At 41.0% G+C, this 25,644-nt stretch carries 24 protein-coding genes, 4 tRNA genes, 1 riboswitch and 1 other annotated feature; of the genes, 6 read left to right on the top strand and 22 right to left on the bottom strand.

The features are described from left to right. Positions 1 to 30: 30 nt before the first annotated feature. The 5 genes from IE222_RS24425 to IE222_RS24405 all read right to left on the bottom strand — a co-directional run bounded on the left by IE222_RS24425 (position 31) and on the right by IE222_RS24405 (position 1,190). A tRNA-Gln gene (locus tag IE222_RS24425) sits at positions 31 to 105 on the bottom strand. A gap of 100 nt (positions 106 to 205) precedes the next feature. Next, positions 206 to 277 (bottom strand) — tRNA-Glu (locus IE222_RS24420). Between the two features lie 16 nt (positions 278 to 293). Then, a tRNA-Ser gene (locus IE222_RS24415) sits at positions 294 to 384 on the bottom strand. 3 nt (positions 385 to 387) lie between these two features. Further along, positions 388 to 462, bottom strand: a tRNA-Asn gene (locus IE222_RS24410). A gap of 251 nt (positions 463 to 713) precedes the next feature. Continuing rightward, the gene (locus IE222_RS24405) at positions 714 to 1,190 is read right to left on the bottom strand and encodes a SprT family protein (RefSeq protein WP_191276995.1); all 477 of its coding nucleotides are present in this window, start codon (positions 1,188 to 1,190) and stop codon (positions 714 to 716) included. Between the two features lie 96 nt (positions 1,191 to 1,286). Here IE222_RS24405 and cmpA point away from each other — a divergent pair, with 96 nt between their 5' ends. Then, positions 1,287 to 1,400 (top strand): cortex morphogenetic protein CmpA, encoded by a 114-nt coding sequence (gene cmpA, locus IE222_RS24400; RefSeq protein WP_127484595.1) that lies wholly within the window; start codon positions 1,287 to 1,289, stop codon positions 1,398 to 1,400. A 147-nt stretch (positions 1,401 to 1,547) separates the two neighbouring features. Here cmpA and IE222_RS24395 read toward each other — a convergent pair whose 3' ends face one another. From IE222_RS24395 to acpS, 6 genes are all read right to left on the bottom strand, one after another. Next, positions 1,548 to 3,734, bottom strand: a complete 2,187-nt coding sequence (locus IE222_RS24395; RefSeq protein ID WP_191276994.1) for a Tex family protein — start codon at positions 3,732 to 3,734, stop codon at positions 1,548 to 1,550. A gap of 243 nt (positions 3,735 to 3,977) precedes the next feature. Continuing rightward, positions 3,978 to 4,328 carry a type II toxin-antitoxin system endoribonuclease NdoA gene (ndoA, locus tag IE222_RS24390; protein ID WP_041967053.1) on the bottom strand — a complete coding sequence of 117 codons (351 nt, stop codon included), beginning with the start codon at positions 4,326 to 4,328 and terminating at the stop codon, positions 3,978 to 3,980. Between the two features lie 4 nt (positions 4,329 to 4,332). Further along, positions 4,333 to 4,614, bottom strand: coding sequence for a CopG family ribbon-helix-helix protein (locus IE222_RS24385; RefSeq protein ID WP_191276993.1), 282 nt, complete (start codon positions 4,612 to 4,614; stop codon positions 4,333 to 4,335). Positions 4,615 to 4,889: 275 nt separating this feature from the next. Further along, positions 4,890 to 6,053: an alanine racemase gene (alr, locus tag IE222_RS24380; protein ID WP_191276998.1), complete on the bottom strand. Its 1,164-nt coding sequence runs from the start codon at positions 6,051 to 6,053 to the stop codon at positions 4,890 to 4,892. A 119-nt stretch (positions 6,054 to 6,172) separates the two neighbouring features. Continuing rightward, complete coding sequence (locus tag IE222_RS24375) at positions 6,173 to 7,174, bottom strand: LolA family protein (RefSeq protein ID WP_191276992.1); 1,002 nt, start codon at positions 7,172 to 7,174, stop codon at positions 6,173 to 6,175. A 165-nt stretch (positions 7,175 to 7,339) separates the two neighbouring features. Continuing rightward, positions 7,340 to 7,690, bottom strand: coding sequence for a holo-ACP synthase (acpS, locus tag IE222_RS24370; protein ID WP_191276991.1), 351 nt, complete (start codon positions 7,688 to 7,690; stop codon positions 7,340 to 7,342). A gap of 63 nt (positions 7,691 to 7,753) precedes the next feature. On the opposite strand from acpS, the gene IE222_RS24365 reads away from it, so the two are divergent. Beyond that, the gene (locus tag IE222_RS24365; protein WP_308435621.1) at positions 7,754 to 8,362 is read left to right on the top strand and encodes a rhomboid family intramembrane serine protease; all 609 of its coding nucleotides are present in this window, start codon (positions 7,754 to 7,756) and stop codon (positions 8,360 to 8,362) included. A 15-nt stretch (positions 8,363 to 8,377) separates the two neighbouring features. Here IE222_RS24365 and IE222_RS24360 read toward each other — a convergent pair whose 3' ends face one another. From IE222_RS24360 to IE222_RS24335, 6 genes are all read right to left on the bottom strand, one after another. Continuing rightward, the gene (locus IE222_RS24360) at positions 8,378 to 9,820 is read right to left on the bottom strand and encodes a PH domain-containing protein (RefSeq protein ID WP_191276990.1); all 1,443 of its coding nucleotides are present in this window, start codon (positions 9,818 to 9,820) and stop codon (positions 8,378 to 8,380) included. Further along, positions 9,813 to 10,292 carry a PH domain-containing protein gene (locus tag IE222_RS24355; protein WP_191276989.1) on the bottom strand — a complete coding sequence of 160 codons (480 nt, stop codon included), beginning with the start codon at positions 10,290 to 10,292 and terminating at the stop codon, positions 9,813 to 9,815. The genes IE222_RS24360 and IE222_RS24355 overlap by 8 nt, the downstream gene beginning before the upstream one ends. 155 nt (positions 10,293 to 10,447) lie before the next feature. Beyond that, entirely contained in the window at positions 10,448 to 11,935 is a 1,488-nt protein-coding gene (gene cshA / locus IE222_RS24350) for a degradosome RNA helicase CshA (protein ID WP_191276988.1), read from the bottom strand. 358 nt (positions 11,936 to 12,293) lie between these two features. Continuing rightward, positions 12,294 to 13,676: a UDP-N-acetylmuramoyl-tripeptide--D-alanyl-D-alanine ligase gene (locus tag IE222_RS24345; protein ID WP_191276987.1), complete on the bottom strand. Its 1,383-nt coding sequence runs from the start codon at positions 13,674 to 13,676 to the stop codon at positions 12,294 to 12,296. Positions 13,677 to 13,739: 63 nt separating this feature from the next. Next, positions 13,740 to 14,819, bottom strand: coding sequence for a D-alanine--D-alanine ligase (locus IE222_RS24340; RefSeq protein WP_191276986.1), 1,080 nt, complete (start codon positions 14,817 to 14,819; stop codon positions 13,740 to 13,742). Positions 14,820 to 15,028: 209 nt separating this feature from the next. Continuing rightward, the gene (locus IE222_RS24335; protein WP_191276985.1) at positions 15,029 to 15,805 is read right to left on the bottom strand and encodes a hypothetical protein; all 777 of its coding nucleotides are present in this window, start codon (positions 15,803 to 15,805) and stop codon (positions 15,029 to 15,031) included. Between the two features lie 302 nt (positions 15,806 to 16,107). Between IE222_RS24335 and mgtE the strand changes: the two genes are divergently transcribed. The 3 genes from mgtE to uptA all read left to right on the top strand — a co-directional run bounded on the left by mgtE (position 16,108) and on the right by uptA (position 19,694). Continuing rightward, complete coding sequence (gene mgtE / locus IE222_RS24330; protein WP_191276984.1) at positions 16,108 to 17,466, top strand: magnesium transporter; 1,359 nt, start codon at positions 16,108 to 16,110, stop codon at positions 17,464 to 17,466. A gap of 177 nt (positions 17,467 to 17,643) precedes the next feature. Next, the gene (locus IE222_RS24325) at positions 17,644 to 18,831 is read left to right on the top strand and encodes an FtsW/RodA/SpoVE family cell cycle protein (RefSeq protein WP_191276983.1); all 1,188 of its coding nucleotides are present in this window, start codon (positions 17,644 to 17,646) and stop codon (positions 18,829 to 18,831) included. Between the two features lie 269 nt (positions 18,832 to 19,100). Continuing rightward, a complete protein-coding gene (gene uptA / locus IE222_RS24320) occupies positions 19,101 to 19,694 on the top strand; it encodes an undecaprenyl phosphate transporter UptA (protein ID WP_191276996.1) in 594 nt (197 codons plus the stop codon). 132 nt (positions 19,695 to 19,826) lie between these two features. On the opposite strand, the gene IE222_RS24315 is transcribed toward uptA, so the two are convergent. The 5 genes from IE222_RS24315 to argS form a co-directional block, all read right to left on the bottom strand. After that, positions 19,827 to 20,141, bottom strand: a complete 315-nt coding sequence (locus IE222_RS24315; RefSeq protein ID WP_191276982.1) for a DMT family transporter — start codon at positions 20,139 to 20,141, stop codon at positions 19,827 to 19,829. Then, positions 20,141 to 20,482, bottom strand: coding sequence for a DMT family transporter (locus tag IE222_RS24310; RefSeq protein ID WP_191276981.1), 342 nt, complete (start codon positions 20,480 to 20,482; stop codon positions 20,141 to 20,143). Before IE222_RS24310 ends, IE222_RS24315 begins: the two co-directional genes overlap by 1 nt. 61 nt (positions 20,483 to 20,543) lie before the next feature. Further along, positions 20,544 to 20,652: riboswitch (guanidine-I (ykkC/yxkD leader) on the bottom strand. A gap of 544 nt (positions 20,653 to 21,196) precedes the next feature. Beyond that, positions 21,197 to 22,375 (bottom strand): MFS transporter, encoded by a 1,179-nt coding sequence (locus tag IE222_RS24305; RefSeq protein ID WP_191276980.1) that lies wholly within the window; start codon positions 22,373 to 22,375, stop codon positions 21,197 to 21,199. Positions 22,376 to 22,457: 82 nt separating this feature from the next. Beyond that, on the bottom strand, positions 22,458 to 22,925 hold the full coding sequence (locus tag IE222_RS24300; protein WP_191276979.1) for a DinB family protein: 468 nt from the start codon (positions 22,923 to 22,925) through the stop codon (positions 22,458 to 22,460). Positions 22,926 to 22,997: 72 nt separating this feature from the next. Beyond that, entirely contained in the window at positions 22,998 to 24,692 is a 1,695-nt protein-coding gene (gene argS / locus IE222_RS24295) for an arginine--tRNA ligase (protein WP_191276978.1), read from the bottom strand. A 51-nt stretch (positions 24,693 to 24,743) separates the two neighbouring features. Continuing rightward, positions 24,744 to 24,956: a binding site (T-box leader), on the bottom strand. Between the two features lie 108 nt (positions 24,957 to 25,064). Between argS and IE222_RS24290 the strand changes: the two genes are divergently transcribed. Next, on the top strand, positions 25,065 to 25,319 hold the full coding sequence (locus tag IE222_RS24290; protein ID WP_191276977.1) for an alpha/beta-type small acid-soluble spore protein: 255 nt from the start codon (positions 25,065 to 25,067) through the stop codon (positions 25,317 to 25,319). The last annotated feature ends 325 nt before the right edge of the window (positions 25,320 to 25,644 follow it).

Below are 25,644 nucleotides of genomic sequence, written 5' to 3'. Positions count from 1 at the left end.
GCCAATTCCGCCACACCCGCAAATATTAAATGGCTGGGCTAGCAGGATTCGAACCTACGAATGACGGAGTCAAAGTCCGTTGCCTTACCGCTTGGCTATAGCCCAACGAGCCCAAAAATCACATTATATATCTTTGCCACAAAAGCAAAAAGTAATGCAAGATAAGAAACAGGAAATGGATTTAATGCTCATCTCCCATTTCTGATGACCCCTACGGGATTCGAACCCGTGTTACCGCCGTGAAAGGGCGGTGTCTTAACCGCTTGACCAAGGGGCCAAATATTTTATTCATCTGGCGGAGAAGGAGGGATTTGAACCCTCGCGCCGCTTACGCGACCTACACCCTTAGCAGGGGCGCCTCTTCAGCCTCTTGAGTACTTCCCCAAATGGCTCCGCAGGTAGGATTCGAACCTACGACCGATCGGTTAACAGCCGATAGCTCTACCACTGAGCTACTGCGGAATAATAAATTTTCATCATACTCTAAGCGTAATTTGTGTCCCCGCCTCAGCAAGCTTAGTCAAGAAGCCACTCGGCGTGTACAACTCGCAGCCTATTCATGATGCATTGCTCGTCTCTACCACTGAGCTACTGCGGAATAACAAAATTTTATTATCAATCAGGCTATCGCCTTATCGACTCTTTAAATTATAATGACGTAGCAAGCCAAAGTCAATATTATTTTTTGAAGAAATAAATGGAACTACAATCTCTTATTTTAAAACAACTTCCTTTATTTTTATTAATTTCCCCCGGCACTTTCCACAGACATATCTGCTTGTATCTATTCTTCTTTTTCTTTGATAGGTGAGATGACAATCGCCGCATTGGTAGAACAGAATCTTTTTTGCAGACCGCTTTGTTTTTGCTTCTTCCGGCAGCTGGCTGCAAAAGCGAGGTGCACCCACCTTTTTTAATAATAGTTTAAAATCCATGTCACGATGCTGGTGTCCTTTCCCTTCAAGATGCAAGTGATAGTGACATAGCTCATGCTTAATAATCCCGATTAATTCCTCTTTACCAAGCTGTTCTAAGTACTTCTTATTGATTTCTATATTATGTGTTCCTAGAAGATATCTGCCGCCAGTGGTTCTTAACTTTGAATTAAAGGAGGCTTTATGCTTAAATGGCTGCCCAAAGATTTCAACTGATATCTTTTCCACCAATAATTGAAGTTCTATATCGTTCAATTTAGTCTCCCCTCACTTCTTTAAGAACATGACAACCTATTATAGCATATATTGTATATACACTTAATGAAAAGCCACTCTACAGGAGGTTTCATTATGCCAACTTGGTTTCAAAACCAAATGAAACGAGCTTTCTATGAGAAGAATCGCTACCAGATCAAGCTTTTAAACCAGTGCTGGTTTTTCTACAGAAAAAAACACTGCTCTTAAGAAAGCGGAAGCGCCTTGGGCAGGGGCGACAAGCATAAGACAAACCGGCGAGAAGACTGTCTTTTAGTCTTCTTGATGGATTGGCTGTAGACCTGCGAGCCCCTAGGCGCTGATGCTAGACAGTTCTCAACAAGCAGTGTTTTCTATTTAAGACGGCTGCAGCATGGTTAATGCTACACGACCCTTTTTCATATCGACGGAATCCACCCAGACTGTGACAACATCGCCTACGGATACGATATCCATTGGATGTTTCACAAAGTGGTTGCTTAGTTTTGATATATGAACAAGCCCATCCTGCTTCACACCGATATCCACAAATGCACCAAAGTCGACTACATTCCGGACTGTTCCCTGCAATTCCATGCCTGATTTTAAATCCTCTAGCTTTAAAACATCTTTTTTCAACAATGGACGAGGCAAATCATCACGCGGGTCTCTCTCTGGTCTCATTAAAGCATCTACAATATCCTTCAATGTCAACGTACCAATTCCTAATTCTTCAGAGACCACTTTTAAATCAAGCCCGCTTAATGCCTTTTTAAGCTCTTCCGTCCCCAAATGATTGGCGTTAAAGCCAAGGTTCGTTAATAGCTTCTTCACCTCATCATAGTTTTCCGGATGAATCCCTGTACGGTCAAGCGGCTGTTTCCCATCTAATACTCGCAGGAAGCCAATTGCCTGCTCATATGTTTTGGCTCCTAAGCGAGGGACTTTCTTCAATTGAGCCCTGCTTGTAAACTTCCCTTCCTCTTCCCGCATTTTAACAACATTATTTGCTGCTGTTTTCGTCAAACCAGCAACATATTGCAACAGTGAAGCAGAAGCGGTGTTCACATTAACTCCAACTTGGTTAACTGCCGTTTCCACAACGAAATGCAATGATTCTGACAGACGTTTTTGGGACACATCATGCTGGTATTGGCCTACCCCCACTGATTTAGGGTCAATTTTTACTAATTCAGCAAGCGGGTCCTGCAGGCGGCGGGCAATTGAAACCGCACTTCTCTCTTCAACTTGAAAATTCGGGAACTCCTCTCTCGCCAAATCCGAAGCAGAGTATACACTGGCACCAGCTTCATTAACAATTAAGTAGAAAATCTCTTGGTCCATCTCTTTTAGAATGTCAGCCACGAACTGTTCTGTTTCTCTGGAGGCCGTACCATTGCCGATTGCGCACATTTCCACCTTATAATCTCGGAGGATTTTAATAAACTTATCTCGCGCTTCCTTTGTTTTTGCTACCGGAGGGTGCGGATAGATGACATCTATCTTAAGAACTTTTCCGGTTTCATCGACGACTGCAAGTTTACAGCCTGTCCGATAAGCAGGGTCTACGCCTAGAACCATCTTGCCTTTTAACGGTGGCTGCAGCAGTAAATTCTTCAGATTTTCTGAGAAAATATGTATCGCCTGCTCTTCTGCCTTTTCAGTTAACTCGTTGCGAATCTCTCGTTCAATAGAAGGCTGAATCAAACGTTTGTAGCCGTCTTCAATCGCCTCAATAACGATTTGCCCTGCAGGGACATGTTCCTTTTTAACCCACTTTTTAGCAAGATAAGAAAGGATTAAGTCAGCATTCATTTTAATCGACACCCTTAGGATGCCTTCCTTTTCACCGCGATTCAACGCTAGGATCCGGTGCGGAACAATCTTACTTACAGGTTCTTCATATTCATAGTACATTTCGTAGACATTTTTTTCGTCCTGATCGGCATCCTTCACAACTGAGACGACTCCACCTGATTTATAGGTTTCATGGCGAATCCATTTGCGGCCGTCTGCATCATCCGAAACCATTTCAGCAATGATATCCTTCGCACCTGCAATCGCATCATCCACAGTAAGTACTTCTTTTTCCTCTGACAAAAATTCTTTTGCCTTTTCCTCAGGATTTTCGTTTGAAAATATCAGCAGCCACTCTGCTAACGGTTCTAGGCCCTTTTCTTTTGCAACGGTTGCCTTTGTACGTCTTTTTTGTTTATAGGGGCGGTATAAGTCTTCCACCTCTTGAAGTTTCTCAGCTTTGACGATGGCTTGCTGGAGTTCCTCTGTTAGTTTGCCTTGTTCGGCAATGATACGCAGGACTTCATCTTTTCGTTGTTCAAGGTTTTGAATGTATTGCCAGCGCTCTAAAATATTACGGATTTGAACTTCATCAAGGGCGCCTGTCATTTCCTTTCGGTATCTGGCAATAAACGGAACCGTATTGCCTTCATTCGTCAATGATATGACGCTTTTAACTTGTTTTGGGGATATTCCTTGTTCGGCAGCAATTCTGCCTATATGCTGATCATCTTTAACTAGTGTTTCAGTCACTCGTTTATCCTCCATTCCTTTTCCCATATTATTGTATCAAAATAGCGGGTGTGTTTCATTATTAAGGGAGTTACTTGTACATGCCAGCCGCTTTCTTGCGCATAGCTCCCGTTTACCTGCACACTTCCCAGTACAGCCCCTATTAAAAATATCTTCAGGACAAAATAAAAAGCAAGCTATTTTAGCTTGCTTCGCAGATGAGGGCAGATAATATGTACGAAAAAACGCTCTTTCTACGTAAAAGAGCGTGTTTTATTACTAGAATTCGATGAGACCTAGACTCACTTGCAAGGCTTCATCCACTTTCTCCATCATTTCGTCATCGAGATGGGTGATTTTATCGGTTAACCGCTGTTTATCGATGGTACGAATTTGCTCTAACAGGATGACCGAATCTCGTTCAAATCCGTAGCGCTTTGCATCAATTTCAACATGTGTTGGCAGCTTCGCTTTTTGAATTTGAGCTGTAATCGCTGCAATAATAACTGTGGGACTAAACCGATTCCCGATGTCGTTTTGGATGACAAGTACAGGACGGACGCCGCCTTGCTCAGAACCAACAACTGGGGATAGGTCCGCGAAATATACGTCACCACGCTTGACAATCAAAGGTTTAACCTCCGCTTACAAGACGTTCAACAGTGTGCTCTGCCTCATATTCTGCTTGAAATGCTTCTGATGCGATTCGTAGATTGATTTTAGCCATTTCCATGTATCCACGTCTCATGGATTCGCGAATCTGTCTCTGTTTTCGTTCGCGTAAATACATTTTTGTTGCTTGGTAGATAAATTCACTGCGGTTTACATTTTCTTGTTTAACGAATCCATCAAGCTCCGTTAAAAGATGTTGCGGTAATTTTACCAAAATTTCCGTAGTTGCGCTGGATTCAGACACCAACATACACCTCCACCATCACTACACACCATTTTAAAAAACAGAATTATATCTATAACACATAAAACTGCCCACACCATAAGAACCACTCTGAAAAAGAGCCGCCTCAGGCATGTTATCATTTATCTATACCATAATTTATAATAACACTATTCTTCCCTCGTGCATAGACTAAATATAATTCCTACTGTATTATAAGCCAATCAGACATGCTTTTATGCACGCATTTAGACACGATATCATAATTATGTTAAATTATTTTTGATTAGAACCCATCAATTGTCAAGTAGATAATTTTTTATATCGACAATTTTTCCATTCTTTTTATAAACACGAGGAACGCGGCTGGCAATGATACAAGGGATTTCATAATTGATCGTTTCCAGTTTCGCCGCAATTTCATTAACGGAAATAAATTGATTCACTTGGCCGCCAATTAACGTGACTTCAGTTCCAACAGGATAATATTCAGGAAGCCGAACCATACATTGATCCATACAGACTCTGCCGACAATCGGCACCCGAATCCCAGACACCAACACCTCTTGCCCTGAGAGTTTGCGAATCCATCCATCGGCATAACCAATCGGAAGTGTGCCAATCCACTCCTCACCTTTACTTTCATACGTCGCCCCATAACTTACCTTGTCACCCTTGTTAAGTTTTTTCACATTGACAATCCTGGTCATAAGTGAAAAAGCTTCTTGCAGCCGGAATGGGATTTCCTTTTCCATTTCAAGTGAAGGGGTTAACCCATACATCGCAATGCCAAGACGAACTGTATTAAAATTGGCTTCTTTAAAACGGATTGCCGCCGCACTATTACTTGTATGAATATATTTAGGACGGTCTGACAATGTAGCAATCATGTTTTCAAAAAAGGTCAATTGCTGCTGAAAATAAGTTGTATCCAGTTCATCAGCAGTCGCAAAATGGGTAAATACACCCTCGAATACGAACCGTTCATCCTGCAAAAGGATCCGCTCGATTGCAGTCAATTCCACATTGCTCCGTACCCCGATTCGGCCCATACCAGAATCGACCTTGATATGGAGGAAAAGACGGTCTTCCATAGCCAAGTGTGCCTGTGCCTGCTGAAGCCATTCCCTTTGAAAAACAGTCAAGGTAATGCCTAGCCTTGCTGCAGTCTGAGCATCTTCAGGACGGGAGGCACCTAATACCAAAATTGGGGCCGTAATTCCTTTATTTCTTAAGGCCATCGCTTCATCAAGAAAAGCAACAGCCAAGTAAACCGCGCCGGCTTCAAGCGCTGCCGCAGCCACCTGAACATCACCGTGGCCATAAGCGTTTGCTTTCACCACAGCAATCACATTTACTTCATTTGGAAGATGCTTTTTCACTGCGGCAAGATTTTCTGAAATACTATCTAAATTCACTTCGACCCATGTGTCTCTATAGAAAGTTCCTTGCGCTTCCATGGTTTCACTTCCTGCATTTTTTAAAAATTTAACGTCTTCCATTTTACCATACAAATAACGGTATCCTTAAAATAAACGACACAAAAAAACAGACTCCTCAAAGGAGCCTGCTCGAATCACTATTTCACCGCTTCAGCCTGAACGGATTTCGCTACTTCTATCATTTCACCTTTTGTTAAGTTTTTAGAGGCGATAATATAATCGACACCATCATGTGACCATGTGATAGAGTGGCTGGATACTGCGCCGATGGTAAAGCCTAGGTCAACAAGGTTGCCTTCGACATAGGTCGTAGAAGCTTCCTTGGCTTTCACTTTTTCCTGAACTAGTGTATAGGACTTCTTGCCATCATAAGTAAGGACAACACGTTTTCCATTTTCAAGGGCAATTTCTTTTTCATCAACGAGCTTCGTCCCTTTTAGCTCTAGTGCCGGGTATTTAATGGTAAAGGCCTCATCTCCGCCCCCTGACATTGCTGGTAAGTCAAGCTGGGCACGGGTCATATTCTTCTTCATTTCGAAATCATCTTTATCAAAGCTGGCCTTGAATTTTACCTTTTCAAACTCAACCGTCACCAAAGCGTTACGGTCAGGGTCCATAACTTTTACACTAACCGGAGCCAAATCTTTCTTCTTCAGCTTAATTTCTTGGAACGGCAGCATACTATTATTTTGATAACGAGTTTTTGTTTCAAATACATAATGGTCTTTTGTCTCGGAGAACTTTGCTTCCTTGTCAGCAACAATGTCTTTAATCAATGATTCATAAAGATAAGCCTGGCTGCTGTTTTGCGGCCAATCGCTTTGGAATTTAAAGCTTTTGTTCAACGCAGGCGTTAAAACAAATACCCCTTGATTATTTCGTAAAATCATTTGACTTTGGTCTTTTTCAGCATTTTTTAAATTTACACGATAAAAGGAAGGATCCTTATGCCAGATTTCCACGTTGTACACCTGAGAATCTTCGCCCATTTTCAGTGTCATTTTTGCATCCACTTTATAGCTCGTTAAATCCTTACCTTCTAACTCCTTGACCACATCTTCTTGTGACTTAGAGCCACAGGCAGCAAGAATTAAGATGGCCATCAGCCCTGTCATGAGCAGCATTAACTTTTTTCTCATTCCTTCAACCCCTTCTTGTCTCATTCGTTGGTTTTGAGAAGAGAAAGGCAGGGATCAGGCTTCAAACTAACCATAGCTGACCTTGTCTCTCCTATTCCATACGAATATATGAGACAACCATGGGGAATATGCTTATAGAGTTGACGAGCCTTTTTTAAAAAATTTCTACTTCTCCTCGATAATGACTTGGGCCACGCAATAGTCACGACTGTGAGAGATAGATACATGAGCATGAACTTGCGGTTTGGCAATAAACGGCTTACCATACTCATCTGTATGTATTTCAATATCCAAAAAAGACAGCTCTTTCCCAATACCGGTTCCAACCGCTTTCGCATAGGCTTCCTTAGCGGCAAATCTTCCAGCTAAAAATTCAGTCCTCCTCGCTGCCGATAATTCTGCAAAACGCTGCTTTTCGTTCTCTGTAAGCACCCTGTCAATAAACTTCTGCTGTCTATTAATGAGCTCCTCTATTCTTGAAAGTTCAATGATATCAATTCCAATCCCTTTAATCATATACAACATCCTTCTATATTAATTTTTGCGAGCATAATAGTGTAAAAGACTACAATTCCGTTTATGATGATAGTGAGAGGGGGTTTTTCTATATTTACCAGAACTGAAAGCTTTCGTGAATTTATTCGCTATTACCCAATCGTTTCGGCCATCGTGGCGATCCATATTTCCTTATATTTATTAACCATTTTACCCATTTTCCCAAACTACTGGTTCTTTGAACATTTTTCCGGTGTAAATCTTTATATTATGGAAGGAGAATTTTGGCGGCTTATTACTCCTATATTCATGCATAGCGGCTTTTCCCATATGCTTTTTAATAGCTTTTCAATTGTTTTATTTGGTCCGGCCCTAGAACGGCTGCTTGGCGGCGGCAGATTTCTATTCATTTATCTCGCTTCCGGAATCATCGCCAATGTTGCCACCTTCATTCTTGAGCCGCTTACCTATACACATGTTGGGTCAAGCGGCGCTATCTTTGGCTTGTTCGGCTATTATATTGCGATGATTATTTTTCAAAAAAATAGGCTTTCAAAGGAAAACTCTCAAATAATTATTACTCTCTGTGTCGTCAGTCTCATTATGACCTTTATCCAGCCAAATATAAATATTACAGCTCATCTATTCGGTCTTTTAGGCGGATTTTTTCTTGGATATGTTTTAAAAAAATAAGGGAGACTCTGGCACTCAGCCGGAGATCTCCATTTGTTTTTCTCTTGAAAACCATTCATACACAAGATGAACATCGTCAATTTCCATATCGACAATTGTACCTCCAGCACCCCCGGCACCTGATTTTACTGAGGCAGCGATAGTGCCAAGCTGACGCTTCTTCTGAAAATAACTCTCCTGCATTTCTAAGCTTTGTATCCGCTTTTTCTTCATGAAAATCGTCGTCCTTGTTATTGTCCTGTACCTTAGAGTTAACTGCTGCTGCTCAAGGTCCCACCCTGCATCCCTATATTTTAGAAGAGCACTGCCTGTACCTAAACCGAGTAAAATCAACGAGAGCAATCCCCAAAATTTAAAAAAGAAGATAGCTGCAATCACAATCGGAACAGTTATACACCAACTTCGCAGTATATATCTTCTTCTTGCCCGTGTTGGCAGCGTTTTAAAGGAAGAAGTAATTATATAATCGGGAAGGTGAGAGGCTAGTATGGTCCCGATTTGTTTTACCTTTACAATTGGTAAAATCATAACATTTGCTGCTTCCTCATTTTCACTAGAACCGCCGGCACTCTCCACATATACCGTACCGCAGCCAAGCAATTGCCGAACAAAGTTCTCATTGATGCGAATTGCCTGTATCCGTTTTAACGGAATGGTCATTTGTTTTTTCTCAAGCAAGCCTTGTGAAATGATGAAGTCCTTTTCTGTTTTCATTACTGTAAAATTAGCATACTTCAGCATGGTGATAATTAGAGAAATGACCCAGGCCAGGAAAAAGACAATAAACACAACGACTGCGACCGTAACGATATTTTGGACCGCCCATTCTTCCATGTCTCCGAAAATCCTTTTATACGGAATAAAGTCATCGAGCTGCGAAAATAAAGCAAACAAAGCAGAAATCACCACTCCAACTCCCCCTGAAGTTAAAGATAGAACCAGTAATTCGGGTGTGGAAATAGTAAAAACCTCTTGCCCTTCCTGTACGTCCTTTATCTCATTGTCTCCGCCGCTTTTGGCTTGCGCAACATATTCCTGAATTAACCTTGCTTCTTCTTTCGTAATTGCCGACAGTACGGCTTCTGCCTCATCTCCGCCGCCTGCTGTTTCTATTTGAACCTTTACCAGTCCAAACATTCGCTGTAATAAGCCTTCTGTTAGATTGATGCTTTGAATCCGTTCAAACGGAATATATCTTTTTTGGCGGATGAAAATACCGTATTCAATTCTGAGTTCATCCTCCTCAAACCTGTATGTATATCGGAGCCATGATAAAATACCCGTCAGCAATGTGATAATAATGGCAACGAGAGAGATAGCCAATGTTACGAGCAGCGAGACTATGCCTTCACGCCCCCCGGAAAAATTAATCGCAAGCATCGGAATGATCAGGTTTCTGATTCTTCTTCCGGTGGTCACAACACTCGCTATTGGGTGAAGCCGCTTTGGATTAGACATCTTCTTCCGCCGTCCTTGCTAATTTGGAAATAAAGAAACGTAATTCCTCTGCCTCCGTCTCTTCTAAGGCAGGGATTTCATGTGCAGTGGCTGCTGTATGAACCACAACAGAGGCAAGCTTGTACCTTCTTAAGATAGGACCTTGATTGGTATCAACATGCTGAACGCGGATCATTGGGACCAAGGTTCTTGTTTTAACAAAAATCCCCTCTTCAAGCTCAATCTCTTCCTCCCGCACGTCATATCTCCAGCTCCTCCATCTAAGCGTCGGAGTGACAAAAATATGCAAGCATGGAAACAGAATGCCGAGTACAACCAGGATAATCGATATCCAAAATGGCGCATCGAAAATATGTAATAAAAATAAAGCCGTTGCCGTAATCGACCAGCCAATCACCGATGTAATTACTCCCGAGATCCGCCACACTGTCAATGCCTTATTAGAAATTCGTTTTTGCGGTCTTAAAACCATCAGGCTCCCCCTCACCAAAACATTCCATATTTTCAAGTATACAGATGAAACTGGTACTAGCGCCAGTCTATAAAGAATGATCCTTTAAAAGCATGAAAAATGGGGGCTTATGAAAGAAAAAGAGCATGAACAATTTGTCCATGCTCTTTTAACAATTAATGATTATAGCTTCTTGGCTTTGAAGGCTTGCCGCCGCTTCTTTTTTCTCCGCTTCGTGGTTTAAATGATGACTTTTTACGACGGTCACCATTAAATCCGCGAGAATCATCACGTCTGCGACGGTCCCGGTCAAATGACTTTTTCTCTCTCTTTTGTGGAAGAGGTGATTCCTCCGTTAATTTAACAGGTGTTTGATCAGGTTCTTTCGTTAACATTTTCAAAACTGCAGCAACAACAGTTGAGGCGTCATTTGCTTCTAGCAATTCCTCAGCAGCCGCTTTGTAATATTGAAGATTGTTGTTATCAATCGCTTGTAAAATCTTATCAACGACAGCCCGTTGCTGACCTTCTAATGCTTCATCAAGGGTTGGGGCCTGCATCCGTTCCATCTTACGTTTTGTCGTTTTCTCCACAATAGAAAGATAAGATTTTTCCCTTGGGGTTACAAATGTCATGGCCACACCGGTTTTTCCGGCACGTCCAGTACGGCCGATACGGTGTACATAACTTTCAGGGTCTTGTGGAATATCGAAATTATATACGTGTGTAACACCGGAAATATCAAGTCCGCGTGCAGCCACATCTGTTGCGACAAGAACATCGATGGAGCCTTCTTTAAATTTGCGAAGGACAGAAAGACGTTTTGCCTGGCTTAAATCGCCGTGAATTCCTTCAGCAGTATAACCCCTTAAATTCAATGCTTCAGACAATTCATCGACACGACGCTTTGTCCGTCCAAACACGATCGCCAGTTCAGGTGATTGAATATCAAGGAGACGGGTTAACACATCAAATTTATTTTTTTCCTGTACTTCTAGGTAGTATTGTTCAATGGAAGGAACAGTCATTTCCTTTGCCTTTACCCGGACAATTTTAGGATCCTTCATGAATTTCTCGGCAATTCGCTGGATTGGACCAGGCATTGTTGCTGAGAACAAGAGCGTTTGACGCGCTTCTGGGATTTCTGCAAGAATAGCTTCAATATCCTCAATAAATCCCATGTTTAGCATTTCATCTGCTTCATCAAGAATGACCGTATGAACTTGATCAAGACGCATCGTCTTTCTATTAATATGATCAAGCAGGCGTCCTGGGGTACCGACAATAATATGTGGGGCTTTCTTTAATGAACGAATTTGGCGGCCAATATCCTGTCCACCATAAATTGGCAGTACACGCACTCTTTTTCCGGCACCAATTTTGTAAAGCTCTTCTGATACTTGAATCGCCAGTTCTCTTGTGGGAGCAATAATAATCCCTTGGATGGCTTCTACTTCTTTATCTACTTTTTCCACTAAAGGAATTCCAAAGGCAGCCGTTTTCCCAGTACCTGTCTGTGCTTGGCCGATTACATCATTATTCGCAAGACTGATCGGAATCGTTTCAGCCTGAATTGGGGTTGCTTCCTCAAAGCCCATGCGGAGGACAGCTTTTAACGTCGCCTGGCCTATACCTAAATCTTCAAACTTCGTCAATGTTTTCATTCTCCTTCATCTATTTGAAAATATTTTATATATCTAGTGCTGAATCTATACTCAGGATACGCATCCATTTGCGTTTACGTAACATCTTTATTTTACCAAAAAAAAGACATTCCTCCAAAGGAGTATGCCCTTTTTTTATCAATCTCTAGACACATTGAAGATTATAATATCATTTTCAGCAATATATTGCAATATTGGACGAGGCTGCCACGCTTGTCCGATGGATATTTTTTACTTTGCATACTAAGATGTTTTTTCCGCAATTTTGCAGTGGATGCCTGCAATATTTTTAAACTTTCTGCAGTTTTGGGCATTATATCTACAGTTTTTCAACTATCCCTGCATCTTATAAAGTAATCTAGTTCTCCTTCTGTAATGCTTTGACAACTTCCTCTAATTTCATACCACGGGAAGCTTTTACCAAAACAAGAGTATCATCGTTTACATGACGTTCTAATTGCTTGATCAGTTCTTCCTTTTCTAAATAGGCAAATACCCGGTTTTCACCTAATACTTTCATTGCCCCGTTTACGATGTGGGTTCCTAATTCGCCATAAGTGAACAGCAAATCAATTTGCTTTGGATTTAAGGCTGTTCCAATTTTTCGATGATACTGTTCTTCCTCAGGTCCAAGCTCCAGCATATCGCCGAGAACAAGAATCTTTCGCTCATAACCTTGAAGATTTGATACTAGTTCAATTGCCGCCATCATCGAAGTTGGACTTGCATTGTAGGCATCATTTATAATTTTTTCACCGTGCCGCCCTTCCACAAGCTCCATTCGCATATTTGTCAGCTTAACCGCCTGCAGCCCATCACTCATTGTTTCAAAAGGAATAGAAAAGTAGCGGGCAATTAACATTGCGGCAAGTGAATTTAATATATTATGCGTTCCTAAAACTGGCAATTCAAACGCTTGGCTGGAAGCATTAACAATAAAGCGATTCCCCTGCTCCAGCTGAGTAATTTCAATTGGATACAGATTATTGGAGTCACTTCTGCCAAAGGTTTGCAGTTCAATATTGCCTTTATATTGATTAATCCGTTCCATTAACAGCGGTTCATCACCATGCAGGACAGCAAGACCTCCTGGTTTAAGCCCTTGTAAAATCTCAAGCTTGGCTTCAGCAATCGCCTCCCTTGACCCTAAGTCAAGCAAGTGTGATTCTCCAATATTGGTAATGACAACCGCATCAGGACAGGCAAGTTTTGTTAAAAATTCGATTTCTCCACGGCCGCTCATTCCCATTTCCAAAACAGCAATTTCCGTATCCTCACTTAAACTTAACACCGTTAATGGCAGACCTATATGATTGTTGAAGTTTCCTTCTGTTTTCTGCACTTTATATTTTAATGACAACAAGCTCGCGGTCATATCTTTTGTCGTTGTTTTTCCGTTACTACCGGTAATCCCAACAACTTTCACATTCAATTCTTGTCGATATTTACGTGCTAATTCCTGCAGTGCAGCAAGACAGTCTTCCACAATAATAATTGGCAGGTTTTTCGGTGGATTTGGGACATCCTCTTGCCAAAATGCCGCCGCAGCTCCGCTGGCGATTGCTGCTTCAACATATTTATGACCGTCAACATGCTCGCCTTTAAATGGAATAAATATATTCCCAGATTCAATTTTTCTGGAATCAATCGTAACGCCGGAAATCGGTGTATCAGAAAATGGTGTTATATCGTTTTTGGCTGAGACCATATCAGCAATCTGCTTTAAAGACCGTTTAATCATTTTATTAACCCTCCCTTATCTTTTTTACAGAAATGGACACGGCCTATAGCCGTGTCAAGGATATTAGAAAGTATATTTAATTTGCTGCTTTTCGTCATGACGTTCTTTCGCAAGATCAACAAGGCGCTCAATTAATTGTGGATACTCTACACCGGTATGTTTCCACAATAACGGGAACATGCTAAATGGTGTGAAGCCTGGCATTGTATTCACTTCATTAATTAACACCTTGCCGTCTTTTGTTAAAAAGAAATCAGCACGGACAAGTCCGGAACAATCCAATGCTTTAAAGGCACGAATCGCCATTTCCTTTAATTCTTGATATTGTTCTTCGGTAATGTCAGCGGGAATAATCAAGGCTGTATTTCCATCCTCATATTTTGCTGTATAATCATAGAAATCCTTTTTCGGAACAATTTCACCCGCTACAGAACATTCCGGTTCATCGTTTCCAAGAACGCCAACCTCAATTTCGCGGGCAATTACACCCTCTTCGATAATCACTTTGCGGTCAAATTGGAATGCTTCCTCGAACGCTGCTTCTAACTCCTCACGGTTGCGGCATTTACTGATGCCGACACTTGAACCAAGATTAGCCGGTTTAACAAAGCAAGGATAGCCAAGCTCCGCTTCCACCTTCGTATAAGCAGCATCTCTCGCCTTTTCCCATTCGCGTTTTACAAAAGCCACATAGTTTACTTGAGCGAGTCCTGCTTGAGCAAAAATATTTTTCATCAGCACTTTATCCATTCCTGCCGCAGAAGCTAAAACACCGTTACCAACGTATGGCAGGTTTAACAGCTCTAATAATCCTTGGACTGTTCCGTCCTCACCATTTGGTCCATGGAGCAGTGGAAATACCACATCAAGTGACGCTTGTTCCTGATCAGATGTCTGGAATACTGCTGGTGCTAATGATGCTGGCGTAAAAGCATCCTCTAATGAGAATTCCAACGCCTTCACGTTTTCAACTGGTCCTTCAAGCTCGGGACCTTTAATCCATTGGCCTTCTGTATTTATGTAAATCGGATGAATTTCAAATTTTTCTAGATCTAATGCTTTAATAACAGCTAATGCCGTCTGTAACGATACTTTATGCTCGGCGGATTTTCCTCCGTACAACAAGCCTAATTTTGTTTTCATGGTTACCCTCCATTTTCTAAATCACGTTTTATTTTATCACTTTATCGCATCAGAAAGTATTCTCATGACCTGATTTTCATTGGGAAAAACGAACCATCTTTACCTGTATTTATTTTATGAATGAACCAGCTTGCTTCAAAACAATCTATCTTAAATTTATAACGCAAGTAAAAACCAGCCCCAAAAGATAAGGACTGGTTTGTACACTATTACATAACGTTCAGTTTCCACTCTTTTGTCTTTTTATCAAAAATAAGTTTTGCATGGTATTGTTCGTGTGAAGCCTGCAAATATTCCTCATACATGTCATCCATATTAGCAAAATCGCCAATCACCCAGATTGGAATTTCAATACGGGTGCGCTGGTGGTCAGCATCTCTAATTGAAATGCATATTCCCTCTTTGATGAATGGGGTTAAGGATAACAGAATCTCTTTATTTACCGGAGGGTATGTGCGTTTTTTTCGAATTCCAAGTAAAGTCTTTTCCGGTTTCAGCTCTCCAAGCTTATGAGAGACGACTACACTAAACAACTGAAAAAAATCTTTAAAGCTTCGATAATAGATTTTATTAAACCAACCGTCCTCATGGGCTAAATAAACAAATCGGTTACCTAGTTTATTATAAAAAGGCAGTTTCAAGTGTTGTTTATGATGCCCGAGATATAATAGTTCCGCCATCTCCTGTCCTGTCAGTTCATTTAACACGTCTTCTTCTAAAAAATCAATCCAACAGAAGTTTCCGTAGCCGTAAACATCCTCTGCCGCCAGCTTGTGAATTCTTTCTACCGGGCAATATTCAAGTAAAGTGTGCATGTTAAAATCGGCATCATCATAGCCGTGCGCTAACAGCAGCAGATTATTTAAGGAACCAGAAAAGGTTGAAACAAACTCATCAAATTCGATACCATGGGATATGACATACTGGTCTTGTTGGTTTAAGTGAATATAAATAAGATCCCGTATGTCCTGATGATGCTTCTTCAAGGCAATACTCCTCCGTTCATTGAGAAATGTGCCTAACAATTCTCAAGGTCAAAAATAATATTTTAAAGGAAGTTTCCAAAAAACTTCCACGTGCTTAGTTCATACTTACTCATTTTATCAAAAAATAGGTCAAATAGCTTATTTCATTTTTTTTACAAAAAATAAGCTATCATTAACATCGTTGTAATTTAGTAACGGACGGAAATTTTTTAGATTTACACATACTATTTTTAACTATTATTTGTTTCTTTGTATAATTTATTTTTTTGATTTGTACGGCATATTGGGAAGAGGTGATTTCTATGATTAAAGACATGACGCAGGATGAGATAAATTTATATATTATTAAAACTTTAAAAGAAAATAAAAAAGCTGAATTTGAAACCGTAATGGATGAACTTCATCCATATGATATTGCAAAGATTTATCAAAATCTACCCGTAAAGCATCAAGCACGCTTTCTCTTGTTTTTAAAATCAGATGTTCTGGCTGACTTGATGGAGGAACTCGATAAAGATGAACAGCTGGAACTGTTAAATATGCTCGGGGTTGAAAAGTCCAGTAATGTATTGAATTTAATGGATAATGATGATTTAGCATCGCTTTTGGATGAATTATCCCCCAAAAAGAAAGAATCGCTCCTTTCAGAAATGAATAAAATGGAGTCTAACGCCGTTCAGGATATTATGAAATATCCTCCGGAAACTGCGGGAAGAATTATGACCAACCGCTTCGTCTGGATTCGTAACTACTATACGGTTAGGGAAGCAGTAGATAAGCTGAAATCATTCGCTGAATTCGCTGAGTCTCTTAACTATTTGTATGTGATTGATGGCGGCCGCAGGCTGGTTGGTGTTGTTTCCTACCGGGACTTGCTATTAGCAGACCCTGGAGAGAAAATTGACCAGATCATGTATGAACGGGTCATTTATGTGACGGTGACAACCGACCAGGAAGTCGTCGCCAAAACTGTTGAACGCTATGACTTTATTGCCGTTCCCGTCGTCGATGAAGCCCATATCCTGGTCGGAATTATAACGGTCGATGACGTTATCGATGTTGTCATTAAAGAAGCAAATGAAGATATTGAAAAGCTATCGGCGTCTGGTAAATCCATTGATTTTGAAACGAAAACTCTTGTTGCCGCGACAAGACGCCTCCCTTGGCTAGTCCTGTTATTGTTTATCGGTCTTATTTCAGGTGGAATTATGAGCAGTTTTGAAGAAACACTGCAGAAGGTGGTCGCTCTTGCCTTTTTTATGCCGATGATTGCGGGCATGACTGGAAACACTGGAACACAGTCACTTGCCGTTGTCGTCCGCGGGTTAATTTCCCATGATATTAATAAAAAAGTGATCGTTCGTTTGGTGATGCGTGAACTTGGCGTGGGAATCTCTATTGGGATCACCTGTGCAGTGTTGATCTCTATCATCGCCTATATTTGGCAGGGCAATTTTGTTTTAGGAATCGTTGTTGGCTGTTCTTTATTCTTTACATTAATTATCGGAACACTTGCGGGAACCGTCATTCCGCTTCTTTTGTATCGTTTAAATATCGACCCGGCCGTAGCATCAGGACCGCTAATCACTACCTTAAACGATATTTTCTCATTACTCACTTATTTTGGCATAGCGACGATGTTTATTCAGTATCTAATGTAGCAGGGCTATAATTTAAAGCCCTGCTCTTTTTGGAAAAATTGAAACCTTTTCCGATGAAAAATCGTTATGTATATAGGGAATGCTATATATTACCTAAAATGCTGTTTACTATGTTAGGCTTAAATAGGATGAGGTTCCCTAAATTGGGTGAAAATATAAAATTATTAGGTGATGCCTATGGAAAAATACACAAAAAAGGCAGATCGATTTGACTGGACCCTAACACTGCTTTTATTTCTCTTTTTCCTGATCAGCTGCATTGCCATTTATAGTGCACAATCAACTGGTCAATATGGCGGCAGGAATTTTATGATCATGCAGGCAATTTGGTATGTAGTTGGTGCCATCATTATCTCCATTACGATCTTCTTTGACAGTTTTCAATACAAACGACTTGCGTGGATATTATACGGAATCGGACTGCTTCTATTGATTGCCGTTTACGTTGCTCCCGTCAGCATCGCCCCCTACCGAAATGGAGCGAAAAGCTGGTTTGTCATACCAGGACTTGGTCAGATTCAGCCTTCGGAGTTTGTAAAAATATTTCTGATTCTGGCTCTTAGCCGTGTGATTACTTCACACCACGAAAAGTATATAGTAAAATCGCTGAAAACCGATTTTGGTTTGCTGATGAAGCTAGGCATAACTACTGCCGTTCCAGTCGGTTTAATTATGCTTCAGCCGGACCTTGGCACAGCTCTCGTGATCTTATCCATCTTAACAGGTATCATTCTTGTTTCCGGGATTTCGTGGAAAATTATTTTGCCCATTTACGGAGCAGGAGCCACATTAGGCGGTTCCATAATTTATCTTGTTTTGGCAAAACCAGAGCTGCTGGAAAAATACTTAAAAGTACAAACGTACCAGTTCAACAGAATCTATTCCTGGCTGGATCCTTATACATATTCAAGCGGTTCAAGCTACCACTTAGTTAAGTCGCTGAGCGCCATTGGATCAGGACTCATTTCCGGCAAGGGATTTCGAGGCGGTGAGGTATATGTTCCGGAAGCCCATACCGATTTTATTTTCAGCGTAATTGGCGAGGAGTATGGATTTATTGGCGGAAGCATTGTGATTAGTCTTTTCTTTCTGCTAATTTATCATTTGATTAAAACAGCATTCGAAACAAATGATGCGTTCAATACGTATGTCTGCACCGGGATTATCAGTATGATTACCTTTCATGTGTTTCAAAATGTTGGAATGACGATCCAAGTGCTGCCGATCACCGGGATTCCGCTGCCATTTATCAGTTATGGCGGCAGTTCATTAATGGGGAATATGTTCGCAATGGGACTTGTCTACAGCATTCACTATCACCATCGAAACTATATGTTTTCAACAGAGAAATCGTTAGGTGCTTAAATGCGCGGGGCGGCGGTTCATATCCGCTGCCTTTACTGTGTTATTTCGAACGTATTTGAAGGAATGTTTCTATCAGGAGACCATATATATTTTATTATGAGACAAACTGGTATAAACTTAAAAAAGCGGAAGCAACTCGGTCAGGAGCGGCCAGCACAAGAGAACCGGCAAGAAATCGTCTTTTGGCCTTCTTGACGGGTTACCTTATGCGCTGAAGCTGGACAGTGATTAAGTTTACAACTGATTATTACATAAGTGAAGGGTGCGCTATGTCAGAATTTATTTTTTCTATTTTAGATTTCTTATCACATTTAGGATACTTTGGCATTGCTTTGGGATTAATGATTGAAATTATCCCTAGTGAAATCGTTTTAGGCTATGGTGGATACATGATTTCTCAAGGACACATTAATTATTTTGGTGCGATTATTGCCGGCACGATCGGCGGTACACTAGCACAATTATTTTTGTATTGGGCAGGATATTATGGCGGAAGGCCATTTTTAGAGAAATACGGAAAATATGTTTTTATTAAAAAGAAACATATTGACGTTTCCGAGGAGTGGTTTCGAAAATACGGAGCTGGCGTTATTTTTACTGCCAGATTCATCCCTGTAGTTCGCCATGCCATCTCGATTCCAGCTGGGATTGCTAAAATGTCCGCTTCTAAATTTACTCTTTATACGGTAGCGGCGATTATCCCATGGACAATCCTTTTTCTATATTTAGGAGAAGTATTAGGGAGCAACTGGTCCCACATTAAAGAATACGCACAGCCATATATCATGCCCATTATCATTGCGGCTTTAGTTATTGGCGTCATTTACTTTTTAATTCAAAAAACGAGAAAAACCACTAATTAGGTAAAAAATCACCCTCAAGATATTTTCTTGAGGGTTTATTAATATAAAGACAGTTTATTCGATTTTGGTAGTCCATTTTGTCTTCAAGAAGCCCTGCTTTCCCGATTTCACAGCTCGTTTCACCCTTTAGTCCTACGAAACAAGCTTTAATCCAATCGCCGCACCTAAAACCATAAAAATAAACAAAAGCCTTTTCCAGTCTTTTGATTCACCATATAAAAACATCCCTAGTAATGCTCCGCCAGAAGCACCAATACCTGTCCAAATCGCATAGGCTGTTCCCATTGGCAATGATTCCATAGCAATTGCCAAGAAAAGAAAGCTGCAGCCAAACCCAACACATAATAAAATAATAGAAAGCAAGCTTTTGTCTTTATTTACTTTATTAATCATTGTGACTCCAAACATTTCACACAAGCCCGCTAAAACCAGTGACACCCATGCCATTAAGCATCCGCTCCTTCCACAGCCTTGTCATCCGTAACCAGCTTAAGCCCAATTACCCCAATTAACAAAACAAGAATCAATACCATTTTTTTTATTTCAAATGGTTCTCCAAAAAAGATTATGTCAGAAAGAACCGTACCAGCCGTTCCTAAGCCAACAAATACGGCGTATACCGTTCCCACCGGCAGCTTTCTTCCTGCTGAAATTAATACATAGAAGCTAATCATTATAGCTATCACCGTTCCTGCCCATGTCCAAAAATCATACGCGTGTTTTAATCCAATTACCCAAAACACCTCAAAAAAGGCTGCAAAAAACACCTTCGTCCATTGTAAATTCATACTGATCACTCCTTAAAAAGTAGGTCAAAATAAAAAGCCCAAGAGATTACTGTTTATCAGTATCTCCCAGGCTTTTATCCTTCCGTGTACACACAAAATTCTCACAGTGTGCGTTTTCTCTCGGACCTGACTGACTTTTACAAAGCCACGGAACCCTAGAAAACTTTTTATATTGAAATTTAATGCTATTTTAGCACATAACCGCCTTCACGGCACGTCCTTTTATTTTCTAAAAATGGTATGGAATATTCTTTACTATTCTGGTAAATCCCAACAACAGGAACAATGTTCACATTTCCATCCACTACCGATTGAATTTATCATAAGAATTTTGAAATGGTAATCGTTTCTGTTTCCATTTTCTATCTAGTCTTTGCTTAACCTTGATGAAGGACATTACCTGTCATTTCCCTGCTCAAAATGTCCTTCATAACCCCGATGAAGGACATTATCTTTGACTTCCCTGCTCAAATTGTCCTTCATAACCTCGATGAAGGACATTACCTTTGGTTTCCCTGCTCAAATTGTCCTTCATAACCTCGATGAAGGACATTACCTTTGGTTTCCCTGCTCAAATGTCCTTCATAACCTCAATGAAGGACATTACCTTTGGTTTCCCTGCTCGAAATGTCCTTCATAACCTCGATGAAGGACATTACCTTTGGTTTCCCCGCTCGAAATGTCCTTCATGAGCTGTGCTCATCATAAATATTGTTAACCCCGCTCTGGTCTTGTCGCTTTTTCCTTATATAGGAAGAACATATAAAGCAGCATCGAAAGGAATACGGATACCGCAGCGGTCTTATAAATGGAACTATAACCAAACAAGTGGCTGATTTGCCCGAAGACCATAGCCCCAATACCGACCCCTAAATCAAAAAACGAAAAGAAAGTGGCATTCGCCATCCCACGGCGATTAATCGGCGTTTTTTCAATAGACCACGCCTGCAGAGCAGGCTGCACGGTTCCGAAGCCAAAGCCATACAAGACTGCCGCTGTAAACAAAATCGCACTATTGGGGAGCCATGCAAGCAAGACCATAGCAATTAAAATTAAAAGCGTTCCGGGTATATACACGGCCCTGTGTCCTTTACGGTCATAGAGCTGGCCGGCAAAGGTTCTCGTTAGCATGACTGAAATGGCATATAGCAAAAAGTACCACTGAATGCCGGCAATATCCTTTTGTGCGCTATATAACGGCAGAAAAGAGGCAATCCCGCCGAACGTCACCGTGATGAAAAACATCAGTATAGCTGGCTTTAAGGCGCTTTTTTCATAAATATCACGCCTTGCACCCGTCTTTATAGATTTTGGTTCTACTTTTCGATAGGTAATTCTTGATGATAGCAGTAAAGCAGTTAACCCTGATCCTGCACAGATAAGGAAAAAAACTTTAAAGGATAGTGTACCGGTTAAAATTAAACCTAACGATGGACCAAAGGCCATGGCGACATTCCCTGAAAGACCATAATAGCCCATCCCTTCGCCGCGCCTTGATGCTGGGATTAAATCTGTGGCGATCGTTCCTGATGCTGTCGTCGAAAGCCCCCAGCCTGCCCCTTGAATTACCCGCATAAAAAATAACAAGGCAATGCCCGTTAAAAAGCCAAAGGATCCAACTGACAGAACAAAAATGGTTAAGCCGGTTAAATAGACAAAGCCTCTTCCCTTTGTTTCAAGCCAATTCCCGGCAAACGGGCGCAGAAATAGGGCGGAGAAGGTAAAGATTCCGACAACAAACCCGATTAGCTGGTCATTCCCGCCTAAATCCTCAACAAAAAGCGGAATCGTCGGCAGCGTCATCTGAAATCCAAGAAAAATGAAAAAGTTGGCACAAACTATTAGTACAAAATCTTTTGTCCAAATCTTTTCTTTACTTAGTGGTTTTTCCATAAAGACGTTAAAATTCCTTTCTTTAAAAATAAATGAAAAAACGTTTCTACAACAACGTAGAAACGAATTTCATAATGGCAGCTTACTTCGAACTAGCAGTTTCGATGACACGTTTCATTTCTTGAATTTTTCCTAAATGAAGCGCCTCATGGAAGACAGCAAAACTAGCTAACTCGCCAAAGGTTTCCTGCCCTAAAAACGGCTGCGAAAGCTTTTGGCTAAAGCTTTCAGCCGGAATTTCTTTAATTCTTTTGATTTGTTCCTTTAACTGGGAGGTCAATTCTGTAACGGACGGAACTTCACCCTTCCAATCAGCAGGATTTGAACCATTGCCAAAAAGCTCTAGATAATTAGCTGGAAGATTGGTTGATTTTTTAGGGAAACCAAACATAAATTGTTCTGCCACCGTTAACACGTGACCAACATGCCAATGAATGGAATTGTTAAAGCCTTCAGGCTGGACATGCAAAATGCTCTCATCCATTGCCTCCACCGTTTTTAAAAAAAAGCTTCTTGCCGTTTCATAGCTTTTAAATAGCAGTTCACTCATTTATTTAGCCTCCCTTATATTTCGTACAGCTATATTCTATACCATTAACCGTCAATTTTTAAATTAATTAGCTTACATTTCTTGAGGTGCTTGAATGCCTAGCAGTCTCAAACCTTCTTTAAGGACTTCGGTTACGCTGTAAACCAGTGCTAAGCGTGCTTGCTGCTCTTCACTTTCTTCAAGAATCCGTACTTCTGCATAGTATTTATTAAAGACTTGCGCAAGGTCAACAATATACTTTGCTACCAATGAAGGGTCGAAATTCTCACAGGCGCGCTTGATTGCATTTGGGAATTCCAATAGGAAACTGACAACCTTCCATTCTTTCTCCCATGAAGTATTGAATGTCTGCTGTGCTGCATCTGCCTGCCAATTCGCTTTTCGTAAAATTGAACATGCTCTTGCAAAGGTATATTGTACGTACGGACCGGTTTCCCCTTCAAAGCGCAGCATTTCTTCTAATGAAAACTCAATATCGTTCATCCGGTTGTTTTTCAAGTCATGGAAAATAACCGCACCGACACCAACTTGTTTCGCCACTTCATCCTTGTTAGCAAGGGTCGGATTCTTCTCTTCAATATTATGGCGAGCCATTTCAATGGATTCATTTAATACTTCTTCAAGCAGAACAACTTTACCTTTACGTGTTGACATCTTCTTGCCGTCCTTCAGCATCATGCCGAATGGAATATGAACCATTTTCTCAGCCCAGTCATAGCCCATCTTCTTCAGCACGGCAATTAACTGCTTAAAGTGCAGGCTTTGCTCATGACCAACCACATATAACGATTTTACAAAATCATAGTTTTCTTTACGGTAAAGAGCGGCAGCTAAATCACGTGTTGCGTAAAGTGTTGCTCCATCGGACTTTTTGATCAAGCATGGAGGCAATTCTTCTTCCGTTAACTCAACAACCATAGCGCTGTCAGACTCTACCAGCAGCCCTTTTTCCTCGAGCAGCTTGACAACCCGGTCCATTTTATCATTATAAAATGCTTCGCCGTTAAACGAATCAAACTCGACGTTCATTAAATCGTAAATTCTTGCAAACTCTTTTAACGATTCATCACGGAACCACTGCCACAATGATAAGGCTTCCTGGTCGCCATCCTCTAATCTTTTAAACCATGCACGCCCTTCATCCTCAAGAGATGGATTGGATTCCGCCTCTTCATGGAAACGTACGTAAAGGGTTAATAACTCCTTGATTGGATTTGCTTTTACTTTGTTCTCATCACCCCAAAGCTTATAAGCGGTGATTAGTTTCCCAAACTGGGTACCCCAGTCGCCAAGATGATTGATTTTGATTGGTTTATAACCACATTTCTCCACAATCAGCGCGATGGCATTTCCGATAACAGTTGAGCGCAAATGTCCCATTGAAAACGGCTTTGCAATATTCGGCGACGACATATCAATGGTCACATTGCCGCCTTGGCCAAATTCCTGCTGACCGAACGCTCCCTTTTGCTGCATAATTTGGCCGACAACTTGTTCGGATACAAGCTTTTTGCTTAAAAAGATATTTAAGTAAGCGCCTACGACCTCTACTTTTTCAATTGTGGGTGATTGGATTTTCTCACTTAATTCTTGTGCGATCACATTAGGTGCCTTACGTTTAATCTTTGCTAGTGTAAAGCATGGGAACGCTAAATCTCCGTGTGATGCGTTTTTCGGTTTTTCAATCAGCAGTTCAAGTTCTGCCGCTGTTTTTTCGCCGTCCAGCAGTCCTGCTAAAATTTCTGCAAGCTCTTTCTTAAAATTCATGATATGGTTAGACCTCCTATTTTATAAAAAACAAAAAACTCCCGCCTCTGATGAAGAGACGAGAGTTATATTTCCCGCGGTACCACTCTAATTGTTCAATATGAACCAGCTTATTTTGGTAACGGAGTATTCTCCGGCTGAACCCTACTAAATTCGGGTCTGCATCTCAAAAGTGCGTTTCATTATCTCATCCGTATCGGGCTCCCACCAACCCCGACTCGCTAGAACATTCTAGATAACTACTCTCTTTATCATTGATTTTCTATAAAAAACTCGATTATCAGTTATTATACTGAATGTCAATCGATTTATCCAGTCTTGCTGATGATTTTTTTCCTGTCTGGTCATCCTATTGTTAAAGGAGGGATTACTATGGCGAGAAGAAATAAAATACTTGTTCCAGAGGCACGAAAGGCATTAGATGACTTGAAGGCAAAGGTTGTTCAGTCGCAAAGCCCAGAGGATGCCAAGTTTGAAGCCGCCGAAGAAATGGGTGTACCGCTGAAAAAAGGCTACAACGGACAGCTTACTTCTGAGCAGGCTGGAAAAGTTGGAGGCAGACTTGGCGGCAGCATGGTACGGGAGCTTGTCAAAATGGCTCAGCAAAACCTGCAGAATAAGCGGTAAATTTTGTCGCCTATGGGACAATGCAAGAGGTTTGGCCACTTGAATTGTCCTTTAGCGACTTTCTATGAGACAGCTACTGGCTTGACAACCGCTGCTTTGTCCCATAGAACCTCTCTATGAGACAGTTCATGGCTTGGCAACCGCTTTTTTGTCCCATAGACCCTTTCTATGAGACCGTTCACGGCTTGGCAACCGCTTTTTTGTCCCATAGAACCTTTCTATGAGACAGTTCACGGCTTGACAACCGCTTTTTTGTCCCATAGAACCTCTCTATTGGACAGTTCATAGCTTTGGTATCCACTTTTTGTCCCATAGACCCTTTCTA

It is taken from the genome of Neobacillus kokaensis, from assembly GCF_014656545.1.
GTDB lineage: Bacteria > Bacillota > Bacilli > Bacillales > Cytobacillaceae > Neobacillus > Neobacillus kokaensis.
This window is presented reverse-complemented; position numbering and strand designations above follow the sequence as displayed.

What these genes read in the sequence shown, in the direction of transcription:
- cmpA (WP_127484595.1), top strand. Translation starts at nt 1,287, where the DNA reads ATGCCAACTTGGTTTCAAAACCAAATGAAACGAGCTTTCTATGAGAAG.
- IE222_RS24395 (WP_191276994.1), bottom strand. Translation starts at nt 3,734, where the DNA reads ATGGAGGATAAACGAGTGACTGAAACACTAGTTAAAGATGATCAGCAT.
- alr (WP_191276998.1), bottom strand. Translation starts at nt 6,053, where the DNA reads ATGGAAGCGCAAGGAACTTTCTATAGAGACACATGGGTCGAAGTGAAT.
- IE222_RS24375 (WP_191276992.1), bottom strand. Translation starts at nt 7,174, where the DNA reads ATGAGAAAAAAGTTAATGCTGCTCATGACAGGGCTGATGGCCATCTTA.
- acpS (WP_191276991.1), bottom strand. Translation starts at nt 7,690, where the DNA reads ATGATTAAAGGGATTGGAATTGATATCATTGAACTTTCAAGAATAGAG.
- IE222_RS24365 (WP_308435621.1), top strand. Translation starts at nt 7,754, where the DNA reads ATGATGATAGTGAGAGGGGGTTTTTCTATATTTACCAGAACTGAAAGC.
- IE222_RS24360 (WP_191276990.1), bottom strand. Translation starts at nt 9,820, where the DNA reads ATGTCTAATCCAAAGCGGCTTCACCCAATAGCGAGTGTTGTGACCACC.
- IE222_RS24355 (WP_191276989.1), bottom strand. Translation starts at nt 10,292, where the DNA reads ATGGTTTTAAGACCGCAAAAACGAATTTCTAATAAGGCATTGACAGTG.
- cshA (WP_191276988.1), bottom strand. Translation starts at nt 11,935, where the DNA reads ATGAAAACATTGACGAAGTTTGAAGATTTAGGTATAGGCCAGGCGACG.
- IE222_RS24345 (WP_191276987.1), bottom strand. Translation starts at nt 13,676, where the DNA reads ATGATTAAACGGTCTTTAAAGCAGATTGCTGATATGGTCTCAGCCAAA.
- IE222_RS24340 (WP_191276986.1), bottom strand. Translation starts at nt 14,819, where the DNA reads ATGAAAACAAAATTAGGCTTGTTGTACGGAGGAAAATCCGCCGAGCAT.
- mgtE (WP_191276984.1), top strand. Translation starts at nt 16,108, where the DNA reads ATGATTAAAGACATGACGCAGGATGAGATAAATTTATATATTATTAAA.
- IE222_RS24325 (WP_191276983.1), top strand. Translation starts at nt 17,644, where the DNA reads ATGGAAAAATACACAAAAAAGGCAGATCGATTTGACTGGACCCTAACA.
- uptA (WP_191276996.1), top strand. Translation starts at nt 19,101, where the DNA reads ATGTCAGAATTTATTTTTTCTATTTTAGATTTCTTATCACATTTAGGA.
- IE222_RS24315 (WP_191276982.1), bottom strand. Translation starts at nt 20,141, where the DNA reads ATGGCATGGGTGTCACTGGTTTTAGCGGGCTTGTGTGAAATGTTTGGA.
- IE222_RS24310 (WP_191276981.1), bottom strand. Translation starts at nt 20,482, where the DNA reads ATGAATTTACAATGGACGAAGGTGTTTTTTGCAGCCTTTTTTGAGGTG.
- IE222_RS24305 (WP_191276980.1), bottom strand. Translation starts at nt 22,375, where the DNA reads ATGGAAAAACCACTAAGTAAAGAAAAGATTTGGACAAAAGATTTTGTA.
- IE222_RS24300 (WP_191276979.1), bottom strand. Translation starts at nt 22,925, where the DNA reads ATGAGTGAACTGCTATTTAAAAGCTATGAAACGGCAAGAAGCTTTTTT.
- argS (WP_191276978.1), bottom strand. Translation starts at nt 24,692, where the DNA reads ATGAATTTTAAGAAAGAGCTTGCAGAAATTTTAGCAGGACTGCTGGAC.
- IE222_RS24290 (WP_191276977.1), top strand. Translation starts at nt 25,065, where the DNA reads ATGGCGAGAAGAAATAAAATACTTGTTCCAGAGGCACGAAAGGCATTA.